This is a genomic window from Vibrio chagasii, from assembly GCF_024347355.1.
GTDB classification, from domain to species: Bacteria; Pseudomonadota; Gammaproteobacteria; order Enterobacterales; family Vibrionaceae; genus Vibrio; species Vibrio chagasii.
This window is the reverse complement of record NZ_AP025465.1, coordinates 1-12,960: the sequence shown is the minus strand read 5'-3', so window position 1 is coordinate 12,960 and position 12,960 is coordinate 1. Positions and strand designations below refer to the sequence as shown.

Sequence of the window (12,960 nt, the reverse complement as noted above, 5' to 3'; positions counted from 1 at the left end):
TCAACAACGCTGTAGCTTCAAGTATGACGGGGATTAGCCTTCTAGTAGGCTATTACCATTAATAGCAATCTTACGTGGTTGCATCGCTTCTGGGATTTCGCGTTCTAGGTCGATGTGAAGAAGACCATTTTCCATGCTTGCTCCTACTACTTTTACGTAATCTGCAAGTTGGAATTTACGCTCAAAATCACGCTCTGCGATACCTTGATACACATAGGTTTTTTCTGCTTCAGGTTTACGCTCACCTTTAACAATTAGCATGTTCTCTTTCTGAGTCAGATCTAATTGGTCATCAGCAAAACCAGCAACAGCCATAGTGATACGGTAGTTGTTCTCGTCTTTTTGCTCGATGTTGTATGGAGGGTAACCGCCAGAAGTATTCTTCGATGTGTTCGCTTCCATCATGTTGAATAGACGATCGAAGCCGATTGCGTTGCGGTAAAGTGGAGTGAAATCTACAGTTCTCATAATGCTATCCTTTTAGTAAGCAATAATCTTAGCTGCGAATTTTACTTGATCGAACCTGTGTATGAGACCAAGTAAACAGCTAAGAGATTCAATTCGCATTCCTCGGGTTTCACCTCTGTTGGCGACAACACTGGGACATGACAGTGAATCAATTTTTAAGTTGTGTGCTGCTAAAGTTATCCTCTGTTGAGCGATACTTCGTCAGCGGTAATGAAGGTTCTGTTTCTTCTCTTGTAGAGCAAGACAGTCATCCTCTTCACAAATAGATATATGGATTGAGCAAAATAGTTTCAAGGGTCTCAAACAAAAAAAGTGCCCTCAAGGAAGGCACTTTGCTATAAGCTCAATATTTCATTGGGTGTGATTGATGTTATTTATACAAATGACAACTAACTAAGTGCTCAATCTCACCGTCAAATGCCAGGTTTGTTAACTCCGGTTTAACGTTTTTACACTCGAGTGTTGCTTGTGGACAACGCGTTCTAAAGGTGCAGCCACTAGGAGGGCTTAACGGTGACGGAACATCCCCTTGTAAAAAGTTTCGCTCTTTCGTTTTGGTAGGGTCTGGGACCGGGATCGCAGATAACAATGCTTTTGTATAAGGGTGTTTCGGATTGCGATAGAGCTCCTCAGCTGAAGCTTTTTCAACGAGTCGCCCCAGATACATCACGCCGACTTCATCGCATATATGTTGCACAACCGCTAAATCGTGGGCAATGAATAGAAAAGATATTCCCTTCTTCTCCTGCAATTCAGCAATGAGATTAAGCACCTGTGCCTGTACTGATACGTCCAACGCAGAAACAGGCTCATCAGCAACAATAAACTCTGGTTCAAGAACTAAAGCACGCGCAATTCCTACACGTTGACGCTGGCCGCCCGAGAATTCATGTGGATAACGATTCAGAACGTGCGGTCTTAAACCAACAATATCAATCACTTCTGCTATTTTTGCTTCTCGCTCTTCAATAGTTCCAATGTTATGAATATCGAGAGGTTCACGTAATATGTCATGAATCGTCATACGTGGGCTCAATGAGGCAAAAGGGTCTTGAAAGATAATCTGTATATCTTTACGTAAGTTTTTAAGTTCCTTACTAGGTAAGGCCACCAGATCTTGACCATTTAAGCTTACTTTGCCTGCTGTAGGTTCATGTAAACGCAGAATACAACGACCTAACGTGGACTTCCCACACCCAGACTCTCCCACTAAGCCTAATGTTTTTCCTTTGTAAATAGTAAATGAAACATCATCCACCGCTTTACAAACCGCACGATTTTTTTTGAAAAAGCTACTTCCAACAACAAACTCTTTCTTGAGGCCTTTAACTTCTAACAGCGGTATATTCATGCCATTCTCCCTTCTGCATGAAAACATGCGACTTGGTGCGTTTCTCCCTTACTTAGCTGTGGTCTTGACTCTCGACAAAGGTCAATGACACGATCACAACGGTCAGCAAATCGGCAACCTTTAGGTAAATTGGCCAAATCTGGAACCATTCCCTCAATGGTGGGTAAGCGAGGTATTTTCTTATCTCGCACAACAGGAATAGATTGCAATAAGCCTTTTGTGTAGGGGTGCTTGGGGGATGCGAAGATCTGCTCTACCGGTGCTTGCTCTATTATCTGTCCGCAGTACATGACAATAACACGCTGACAGGATTCAGCGACAACTCCAAGATCGTGTGTCACCAGCACAACAGCCATGTTGAACTCTTTTTGCAACCGAACCATTTCTTCCATAACTTGCGCCTGAATAGTAACATCCAGAGCCGTTGTCGGCTCATCTGCAAGCAGCAAATCCGGGCCGCATGAGAGAGCCATCGCAATCATGACACGCTGTCGCATCCCTCCAGATAACTGGTGAGGGTATTCATCAATGCGAGTTTCTGGAGATGGAATACCAACAGTTTCGAGCATTTCGATAGCACGTTGTCTCGCATTCACCTTGTTAAGGTTACTGTGCAAACGAATCACATCGACCATCTGTGTCCCAATTTTTAGCACAGGATTAAGAGCAGTCATCGGCTCTTGGAAAATCATAGAAATATCATTACCACGAACTCTGCGATACTCTTTTTCTTTTAACCCAACAAGCTCTTTACCTTTAAACTGAATACTGCCTGACGCTATCTTCCCTGGCGGTGAAGGAACTAGCCCCATCACAGCCAAAGAACTCACTGATTTACCACAACCAGACTCACCGACAATCGCAACGGTTTCTCCAGGGTTTACGTGAAAGGATATTTCATCAATAGCACGTACCGTCCCTTTATCATTTTTGAAATCGACAGCAAGATTGCTCACTTTTAATAACGGTTGATCATCGCTCACGCTATACCTTCCTTGGATCTAATGCATCTTGCAAAGAGTCTGAAAACAAATTAAACGCCAATACTAGGACAAACAGCAAACCGGATGCTGCAAAGAAATTCGCAAAGTGCCCAGCAGTCACATCGCTGCTTGCTTCTGAAATCATTAATCCCCAGCTAATGCTGTCTTTAATACCTAACCCTAGAAAGCTTAAAATAACTTCACTTTTTATGGCCGTAATAAACAACAGTGTCATATCCACCAACAACAGATGCATCGTATTGGGCATAAGGTGCTTAAAGATAACTCGATAAGTCGGTACACCCAATGAATGTGCCGCCTCAACAAATTCCATGCTTTTAAGTTTTATAACCTCACCACGAACAACCCGCGCCGTCCCCGTCCAAAATGCGATCGTCATGGCAAAGTGCATAGAGTATGGGCTATCATCGAAAGCGACTGCAATCGCAGCGACCATCAAAAAGTAGGGAATACAGTCGATACTATTCATGATCCACAGAATAAATTCGTCTAGAACGGTGCCTGAAAAATACCCCGTGATACAACCGAACCCCGCTCCAACAAGAGTCGCGAAGATGGCAACCGTTAAGCCGACTTCAAAAGCCGTTTTGGTGCTATATGTAGCACGCTGGAAGATGTCCTGCCCATTGATGTTTGTTCCAAACCAATGCTCTATTGTTGGGGCTGAAAAACTCGCCCCCATCATCTCATCCCAGTCTTGAGCGATAAAGCCAGCCCAAACGAGCAGTGCAACAGTAAAGTAGACGGCAACCACGAAAAAACTGATTAAACCTATCTTATCTCGTTTGAATTTAACCCAAGCTTTTGTCCATAAAGACTCTCGCTTTTGTAGGGTTAACTCCTCCGTACTAGGCTTAGCTAACGCTTCTAACATTGTATTCCCCCTACTTCAAAGAAACTCTTGGATCCACTGTTTTGTAAAGCACATCAACAATGCTCACAACAGCAATGAATAAGAATGTAATTAGAACAATGACAGCCTTCAGTACCGGTAAATCGCCCGTTGTAATCGCATCATAGGTAATCAGCCCAACTCCAGGGATACCAAAATAACTTTCTAAAAGTAAAGAGCCACCAATGACAACAAACGGAATAGAGAACACCACTCTCGTGATGATGGGGATCATTGCGTTCTTTAACACATGTTTAAAAAGAATGGTGGTCGGCTTATGACCAAATGCTTTGGCAGTACGAATGTGATCTCGATTTAACTCCTCGACCAACACCGCCCTGTAAAACCTAGTATTGTATCCAACTGACACAAAAACTGCGGAGATCGTAGGGACTGTCGTATAGTAAATATAATCAGACAAAGAGTTCACTTCCCAGCCATAGACTGGGAAGAGGTTAAGGCCAAAACTTGAACAGAAAATCAGTTGTGTTGCGATAATCACAATCAGGTATGAAATGCTCATGCCAACAACCGAAGACGACATCACCAGCTTATCGATAAGCGAGGCTCTATTTTGCGCAGCCAATAACGCCAAACCAACCCCCATCAAATGACCCAAAATAAAGCCGGGTGCTTGCAGTGCAAGCGAGACAGGAATGGTTTTGCTTAAAATAGAGGTAACTTTTTCACCCGTTGAATCTGAATACCCAAAATCAAAAGTAAAAACCTGCTTCACATATTCAGCATAACGGACCCAAAAAGGGTTGTCGTAACCGAGTTGATGACGCATTTCATTAATGTCTTCAATGGTCGGGTTTCGTCCCAATAGATCATATGTTTTATCCGGGCCAAAATAGACCATCAAGATAAAACTGATCAGCGTAACACCGAATAGTAGAGGCATGCTGTATATCAGCTTTTTACCACAATAACGCAACGTTTCCATTCAGCTTCGCCTTACTTTACATCCACATATTTGAAGTAGTTGCCAACAAAGTCATGTTGAGGCCACACAACGACGTCTTTATTCCACAAATCAATTCTCGTGCGAGAAAAGCTGCCAATACCGACGCAGTCTTCCACTAGCATAGTATTCATGGTTTGATAGATCGCCGTTCGTTCTGGGCTTGGTTGCATGACCGATGACTTCTTATACAATACATCGTATTCTGGGTTGCTGTAATTTGAGCTGTTGGAGCCAGGCGAGCGATTTGGACCGTAAAATAGTTGTAAAGTATTTTCCGCATCTGGGTAGTCCAGTAGCCAAGCAAGACCCATCATCTGCGTCTGACTATTCTTCAAATCACGGTTGTAATCCCCAAACGTTGCGTAACCTTTGAATTTAATTTTGTTTTTCGGGTAACCTATCTTAATTAAGTTGCCACGAAACTGTTCAAAAAACTGCTTATCACGTGTGCTAGAGACACTTGGATATTCTAGAGTCGGTAGATTTTTTGCGTTCCAACCGTTGGCTTTCAATAACGCTTTTGCACCAGCAATATCTTGCTGTATCGAGGCCTTATCCATATTTGGATCAAAGCCATCCGTGCCCGGTAAAATAAACCCTGGATAGGCTTTACCTAAACCGAGATAAAAACGCTCAATACGCTCATCCCAATTAAAAGATTTAACGATCGCACAACGTAATGCCTTATTTTGCGCCTCTGTTTTTGCGTCATCATCAAAACCAAAATAGTCGTCATCGAAGTTGAATAAGTTATAAATTAATTCCGATTGCGTCGTTACCCGATAGTGGTATTTTTCCGCATACTCTGGATTCAATGTTACTGGCTGTTTGGATGACAAAACCGTTTCAATTTGCTCATTTTGCAAGGTAGATACTTGGATTTCATTGCCTTTTGTGAACGAATTCCAACGTGCGGAAGGCTGTTTTATCCAGTTCGCTTCAATACGGTCGACGATCGGCAGTGTTTTACCATCAAGCGCCGCAATACCCGCTTTACCATGAACCGCAGGATCGTAACCCGAGCCAGCCAAATCAAACGTTTCATTTCGGTAGGTGGGGTTCCGTTCAAGGACAGTTTTCGTACTGTTGTGTGAGACCAATTTGTAAGGCCCAGAGCCTACAGGGTGTACTGAAAGTTCACGACCATACTTTGTGACAGCTTCGTGCGGCACCAAGGCGGAATAACCCATCGCCAATGTATACGTCAACTGAGGGAAAGGTTGAGTAAGCTTGATCTGAATGGTGTGGTCATCGAGAGCATGCAGGCCTTCAATGTCCTTCGAGTAATCTGCGCCATCCGCTTTCCATTGATCTAAGCCAACAATTTTTCCCGCCCATAACCAAGCACCTTGTGAGCGATTTTTAGGGTCAAAATGTCGTTTAATAGAGTAAACAAAATCACTGGCTACCACCTCTCGGCCTTTTCCGCCGTTAAAGGCTTCATCGTCGCTGTACTTAACGCCTTGTTTGATTTTGATGGTATACGTTAGGCCATCATCCGAAACTTCAGGTAATGCGACGGCAAGGTTAGGTTTTAACTCAAAAGGCACTTTGAGATACTTATATTCATACAGAGTATCGTAAACGGCCGTCACAATAGTATTGGAGTAGCTGGTGCCAGCTTGTGTCGTATCAAATGAAGTCGGTGTTCCATTATCTGAATATTTAAAAACTTTGGCATCATCTGCGATAGCAAAGCTTGATGCTACCAACATGGCCAAAGGCAACAGCCTGAATTTGCTCATAATATATCCTTATGTATGACTTTTTTTTGAAGATAAACACGTTCTGGTGGACATTAACCTTTAAAAAGGAAATGCCTTTCATTCCAGTATGCTAAAAATTATTATTTCCGTAGTTATCCATAAACATGCCAGATAGACAAAGATCAATTGAACAATATTTGAACCAATCCACACAAAAACAACAAGTTGCATACAATTTGGTGGCATATTTATCAACATGCCTCTTCGAACCCATACAAGATAACGGCCGATAAGTTGCCGATTTCAATAGTAAAACTCTCAAAAGTCACCGTTTTTCGAGACAAAAAAACCACCTCGAATGAGGTGGTTTAATGGAAAGCATAACCAAAGCTCTCAAGCCATATTGATGACTAAACGTCTAGGTTTGATACTTTAAGTGCGTTCTCTTCGATGAAGTTACGACGCGGTTCAACTTGATCACCCATTAGCGTGGTGAACAGTTGGTCTGCACCGACTGCATCTTCAATAGTTACTTGCATCATGCGACGTGTCTCTGGGTCCATTGTGGTTTCCCAAAGCTGATCTGGGTTCATCTCACCTAGACCTTTGTATCGTTGTAGGCTTAGACCACGACGAGACTCTTTAATCAACCAGTTCAACGCTTCAACAAAGTTTGATACTGCTTGAGTACGCTCACCACGTTTGATGTAAGCGCCCTCCTCAATCAGACCGTCTAACGCTTCTGATAGGCTTGCTAGCTTGCCGTACTCTTTCGAGTTGAACAGATCAACGCTTAGCGCGTGTTCGTGTGTCACACCGTGAGTACGAACCACAATCTTAGGCAGGCTTAGACCTAGCTCTTCATGCTTCTCAACTTCTAGAGAGTACTGGCTTGCACCAACCTCTTTCGCGTTCAACTGTTCTACTAGCTGCTTGCCCCATGCTTCTACTACTGACTCATCATGACACTGCTCTGCAGTTAGACGAGGCATGTAGATCATTTCATGCATTAGAGCATATGGGTAACGGCGGCTCATGCGCTCTACCAGCTTGATACCAGAGTTGTATTGCTGAACTAGCTTCTCTAGCGCTTCACCTGCCAATGCTGGTGCATCAGGGTTTACGTGTAGCGCTGCGTTGTCTAGAGCCAATGCCACTTGGTACTGGTTCATTGCATCTTCATCTTTGATGTACTGCTCTTGCTTACCTTTCTTCACTTTGTAAAGCGGTGGCTGAGCGATGTAGATGTAGCCACGCTCAATAAGCTCTGGCATTTGACGGTAGAAGAAGGTCAATAGTAGCGTACGAATGTGCGAACCATCGACATCGGCATCGGTCATGATAATGATGTTGTGGTAACGCAGCTTATCTGGGTTGTATTCGTCGCGACCGATACCACAGCCAAGAGCCGTGATTAGGGTTGCCACTTCTTGTGAAGAAAGCATCTTATCGAAGCGTGCTTTCTCTACGTTTAGGATCTTACCTTTTAGTGGAAGAATCGCTTGGTTCTTACGGTTACGGCCTTGTTTTGCGGAGCCGCCTGCCGAGTCACCCTCCACTATGTATAGTTCAGACAGTGCAGGGTCTTTTTCCTGACAGTCTGCAAGCTTACCTGGTAGGCCAGCTAGGTCTAAAGCACCTTTACGACGCGTCATTTCACGTGCTTTACGCGCTGCATCACGAGCTCGTGCTGCATCGATAATTTTAGTACAAACGGTTTTCGCTTCTGTTGGGTTCTCGATAAGGAACTCAGACAGTTTTTCACCCATCGCTTGTTCAACGGCAGATTTCACTTCAGAAGAAACCAGCTTGTCTTTAGTTTGGCTAGAGAACTTAGGATCTGGCACTTTTACCGAGATAACCGCAGTTAGGCCTTCACGAGCATCATCACCTGATGTTGCTGTCTTCGCTTTCTTAGAGAAGCCTTCCTTATCCATGAAGCTGTTCAGAGTACGCGTCAGCGCAGCACGGAAACCAGCAAGGTGAGTACCACCATCACGTTGAGGAATGTTGTTTGTGAAACAGTAGATGTTCTCTTGGTAACCATCATTCCATTGCATCGCTACTTCAACAGTAATGCCGTCTTCACGTTCGTGGTCGAAGTGGAAGATTTTTTGGATGATCGGAGTTTTGTTGGTGTTTAGGTGATCAACGAACGCCTGAATACCACCCTCAAACATGAAGTGATCCGATTTATCTTCTTCACGCTCATCAATTAGCTTGATAGAAACGCCTGAGTTTAGGAACGACAGTTCACGTAGACGTTTAGCTAGAATATCGTAGTGGAAAAGTACATTTGAGAATGTCTCTTCACTTGGCCAGAAACGGATTTCTGTACCCGTTTGGTCCGTATCACCAATCACAGCTAGTGGCGATTGAGGCTCACCATGGTGGTACGTTTGAGTATGGATTTTACCACCGCGGTGGATAGTAAGAGTAACCTGCTTAGACAGTGCGTTTACTACTGAAACACCTACACCGTGCAAGCCACCTGATACCTTGTATGAGTTATCATCGAACTTACCACCAGCGTGAAGAACCGTCATGATTACTTCAGCAGCAGACACGTTCTCTTCTGGGTGAATTTCAGTTGGAATACCACGGCCGTCATCGCGTACCGATACTGAATTGTCTTCATGGATAGTAACAATGATGTCATTACAGTGACCAGCAAGCGCTTCATCAATAGAGTTATCTACTACCTCGAAGACCATGTGGTGCAGACCGGTACCATCATCCGTGTCGCCAATGTACATTCCAGGACGCTTACGAACCGCATCCAGACCCTTCAGTACCTTAATACTCGATGAATCGTAATTATCTGACATAGTTACTCTCTGACTAATTATCCTTGCTCTATTTTGCCATGTTCCACATGAAACATCCTGCTATTTTCATCATGCATATCTGCAATCTGATCAGCGGTAATAGAGCTTACAAAAACTTGAGCCTCGGTCGCCTTTAAACACTCAGCAAGACGTGCACGGCGTTGGCTATCTAATTCGGAAGCGAAGTCATCTATTAAATAGATGCACTGCTTACCTGTCATTTGAGTGAGGTGTTGCCCTTGTGCTACTCGCAACGCACACACCATCAACTTCAATTGACCTCGTGACAAGACATCTTCCACTGGAGTGCCGTTCACTTTTATCTTCAGATCCGCTTTGTTTGGCCCACTAAAGGTGTAACCAAGCTGCTGATCCCTTTCAAAATTCTTCTCTAATATCTCGGCGTATGGGGTGTCTTTGTCCCAGCCGCGATAGTAGTTAATCTTTATCTCAAACTCAGGTAGGAAGGTCGCACAGATCTCTTCGGCGACTTCTTTAAGCTGCTCAACGTAGGTGGCACGCCACTCACTGATGCTTTCCGCTAAACGGGCCAGTTCTTGGTCCCAGTAGCTCAGCTCTCGATAATGCGTTGCCGTTTTCAATAAGGCGTTTCGCTGCTTATTGAGGCGCTTTACCCTGCCCCATGCATCATAGAAACCCGACTCACTGTGGAAGACTCCCCAATCAATGAATGCGCGGCGATGCTTAGGTCCATCTGTCAGTAAATCAAACCCTTCCGGGTGAATCAACTGCAAAGGTAAGACTTGCGCTAACTGCGCGAGTTTTTGCCCAGTTTGACCGCTTATTTTAACCTCTGTTGTGCCATCGCGCTGCTTATTAATGCCAATTGGCAGCTCAAATTGATCCGAGGTCATAAAACGGCCGTGCACAAACAGTTCGCTACACTCATTTTGTATGATGCGTCCCGTTAGGGAACTCTTAAATGAGCGACCGTGGCCGAGCAGATATACCGCTTCAAGAACACTGGTTTTACCGCTTCCGTTAGGCCCTATAAGAAAGTTAAAGCCTGATGACGGTTGAATGTCACAGGCTTCAATATTTCTAAACTGCTTAACGATTAGACGAGAGAGTGGCATAGCGTCATCATATTAATCATTAACGATGGCACCAACTCTACAGACGGATTGGCATAACAACGTACATTGCGCTGTCATCTTGTGCATTTTCAATCAAGGCACTCGCGTTCGCGTCTGACATTGAGATACGAACTTGCTCACAGCGCAGTGTATTGAGAACATCAAGTACATAGCTTACGTTAAAGCCGATCTCTAGTGCATCCCCCTCAAAGGTCACGTCCAGCATCTCTTCGGCTTCTTCTTGCTCTGGGTTGTTAGCAGTAATGCGCATCTCGCTATCTGCAAGGTTAACGCGAACACCACGGAATTTTTCATTCGATAGAATCGCAGCTCGAGAGAACGCTGAACGCAGTTCATCACAACCCGCTTCTAGCGTTTTGGTGGTGTTTTGCGGCATTACGCGGCGATAATCTGGGAAACGACCATCAACCAGCTTCGAAGTGAAGACATAGTTGTTCACTTCAGCGCGTACGTTTGAGTTACCAATCTGCAGTGTTACCGGTTGTTCAGGCGCATCCAATAGCTTCACCAGCTCTTGCACGCCTTTACGAGGAACAATGATCTGCTTCTGTGCGAAATCCGCACCAAGCTGCGCTTGAGATACCGCCATACGGTGACCATCGGTCGCCACACTGCGTAATGTAGAGCCTTCAATCTCAAACAACATACCGTTGAGGTAGTAACGAACGTCTTGGTTCGCCATTGAGAATTGAGTTTTTTCGATAAGACCACGCAGTTCGGCTTGCGTCACAGACACTTCAACTTCGCTGCTCCAGTCTTCTATATTAGGGAAATCGGCCGCAGGCAAGGTTGCCAATGAGAAACGGCTACGCCCAGAACGTACTTGAACGCGGTCGCCATCCAATACCACAGTGATCACTGAGCTATCAGGTAAACCACGGCAGATATCTAGGAATTTACGAGAAGGTACTGTGATGCTGCCGGCTTCGAAATCACCTTCAAGCGTTACACGGCTGATCAATTCAACTTCTAGGTCCGTTGCTGTCATCGACAACACGTTATCTTCTACCTTAATCAGTAGGTTTCCTAGAATTGGAAGTGTTGGCCTGCCACCTAGCGCGCCAGACACTTGTTGTAACGGCTTAATCAGATGACTACGTTCAATGGTAAATTTCATATCTTGCTCTTACGGTCTAAATGGCACGCAGCATATGTACGTGACCAAGATTCTGCTTATTAAGGTTAAGAATACTGTGTATTAAGAAGAAAGGGTACGAATCAAGTTCGAATAATCTTCTTTAATGTCGTGGCTCTCTTCACGCAGCTGAGCAATCTTACGGCAAGCGTGCAGTACCGTGGTGTGGTCACGGCCACCAAATGCATCACCGATCTCAGGCAAGCTGTGGTTAGTCAGCTCTTTTGCTAGCGCCATCGCCAGTTGACGTGGGCGAGCAACAGAACGAGAACGACGCTTAGACAGCAGGTCTGCCACTTTGATTTTGTAGTACTCAGCAACGGTCTTCTGAATATTATCGATAGTAACCAGCTTCTCTTGCAGAGCCAGTAGGTCACGCAGTGCTTCGCGCACGAAATCGATCGTGATTGGGCGGCCAGTGAAGTTCGCATTCGCGATTACACGGTTCAGTGCGCCTTCTAGCTCACGAACGTTAGAACGCAGACGCTTAGCAATAAAGAATGCCACCTCATCCGCAAGGTGAATTTGATGGTCTTCTGCTTTCTTCATTAAGATCGCAACACGCGTCTCAAGCTCTGGTGGCTCGATCGCAACCGTCAAACCCCAACCGAAACGAGATTTAAGACGATCTTCTACGCCGTTGATCTCTTTTGGATAACGGTCAGAAGTTAGGATGATCTGTTGGTTGCCTTCAAGCAGCGCATTAAAGGTATGGAAGAACTCTTCTTGAGAACGTTCTTTATTAGCGAAGAATTGGATGTCATCGATAAGCAAGGCATCAACACTACGGTAGTAGCGTTTGAATTCTTCGATCGCATTGTTTTGTAGCGCTTTAACCATATCCTGAACAAAACGCTCAGAGTGCATGTACACCACTTTTGCATTCGGCTTGCCATCAACAATGGCATTACCTACCGCGTGCAACAAGTGAGTTTTACCTAGGCCGGTGCCACCGTATAGGAATAGTGGGTTGTATGCCGCACCTGGGTTATCCGCCACCTGACGTGCTGCAGCCAAACCAAGTTGGTTCGACTTACCCTCAACGAAGTTATTGAACTTATGCTTAGGGTTGACGTTTGAACGGTGGTTGATATCCACATCCACAGGCTCTTCATCACGCCATGTGTTATGAACAGGCTTACGAGCTTGCAGCTGTGCAGGCGCTGACGACTCTGCCGCTACATCAGCAGCAGTGCGAGTTGGCGCAGGAGCCGATGCAGGCGCTGCTGGCTTTGGTGCCGACACACGCTTACTGCCGACTTCAAAATGCAGATGCGGGATATCATTGCCGCAATATTCTTGCAGCAGACGGTTAATGCTATTTAAGTACTTATCACGAACCCAATCGAGTACGAAACGGTTCGGTGCAAATAGAGTTAGAGTATTGTCATTGAGCTCCGCTTGTAACGGACGAACCCACATACTGAATTCTGTAGCTGGTAACTCTTCTTGAAGCTGTTGCAAACACTGCAACCAAAGCGAAGATGACAC

10 protein-coding genes are annotated in these 12,960 nt (G+C 44.9%); all 10 read right to left on the bottom strand.

Annotated features, from left to right (window positions below; all coding sequences use genetic code 11):
• Nucleotides 1–33 precede the first annotated feature (33 nt).
• The 10 genes from OCV52_RS00050 to dnaA all read right to left on the bottom strand — a co-directional run bounded on the left by OCV52_RS00050 (nt 34) and on the right by dnaA (nt 12,960).
• Complete coding sequence (locus OCV52_RS00050) at nt 34–468, bottom strand: Hsp20 family protein (protein ID WP_004739258.1); 435 nt, start codon at nt 466–468, stop codon at nt 34–36.
• A gap of 370 nt (nt 469–838) precedes the next feature.
• Nucleotides 839–1,819: an ABC transporter ATP-binding protein gene (locus OCV52_RS00045; protein WP_137407576.1), complete on the bottom strand. Its 981-nt coding sequence runs from the start codon at nt 1,817–1,819 to the stop codon at nt 839–841.
• Nucleotides 1,816–2,802 carry an ABC transporter ATP-binding protein gene (locus OCV52_RS00040; RefSeq protein ID WP_008223241.1) on the bottom strand — a complete coding sequence of 329 codons (987 nt, stop codon included), beginning with the start codon at nt 2,800–2,802 and terminating at the stop codon, nt 1,816–1,818. Before OCV52_RS00040 ends, OCV52_RS00045 begins: the two co-directional genes overlap by 4 nt.
• A 1-nt stretch (nt 2,803) precedes the next feature.
• Complete coding sequence (locus OCV52_RS00035; RefSeq protein WP_137407574.1) at nt 2,804–3,697, bottom strand: ABC transporter permease; 894 nt, start codon at nt 3,695–3,697, stop codon at nt 2,804–2,806.
• Between the two features lie 10 nt (nt 3,698–3,707).
• A complete protein-coding gene (locus tag OCV52_RS00030; RefSeq protein ID WP_137407573.1) occupies nt 3,708–4,661 on the bottom strand; it encodes an ABC transporter permease in 954 nt (317 codons plus the stop codon).
• An 11-nt stretch (nt 4,662–4,672) separates the two neighbouring features.
• Nucleotides 4,673–6,427 carry an ABC transporter substrate-binding protein gene (locus OCV52_RS00025; RefSeq protein ID WP_137407572.1) on the bottom strand — a complete coding sequence of 585 codons (1,755 nt, stop codon included), beginning with the start codon at nt 6,425–6,427 and terminating at the stop codon, nt 4,673–4,675.
• Between the two features lie 371 nt (nt 6,428–6,798).
• The gene (gene gyrB / locus OCV52_RS00020) at nt 6,799–9,216 is read right to left on the bottom strand and encodes a DNA topoisomerase (ATP-hydrolyzing) subunit B (RefSeq protein ID WP_137407571.1); all 2,418 of its coding nucleotides are present in this window, start codon (nt 9,214–9,216) and stop codon (nt 6,799–6,801) included.
• Between the two features lie 17 nt (nt 9,217–9,233).
• Entirely contained in the window at nt 9,234–10,313 is a 1,080-nt protein-coding gene (gene recF / locus OCV52_RS00015) for a DNA replication/repair protein RecF (RefSeq protein ID WP_137407570.1), read from the bottom strand.
• Nucleotides 10,314–10,350: 37 nt separating this feature from the next.
• Nucleotides 10,351–11,451: a DNA polymerase III subunit beta gene (dnaN, locus tag OCV52_RS00010; protein WP_061033947.1), complete on the bottom strand. Its 1,101-nt coding sequence runs from the start codon at nt 11,449–11,451 to the stop codon at nt 10,351–10,353.
• A gap of 81 nt (nt 11,452–11,532) precedes the next feature.
• Nucleotides 11,533–12,960, bottom strand: coding sequence for a chromosomal replication initiator protein DnaA (gene dnaA, locus OCV52_RS00005; RefSeq protein WP_004739264.1), 1,428 nt, complete (start codon nt 12,958–12,960; stop codon nt 11,533–11,535).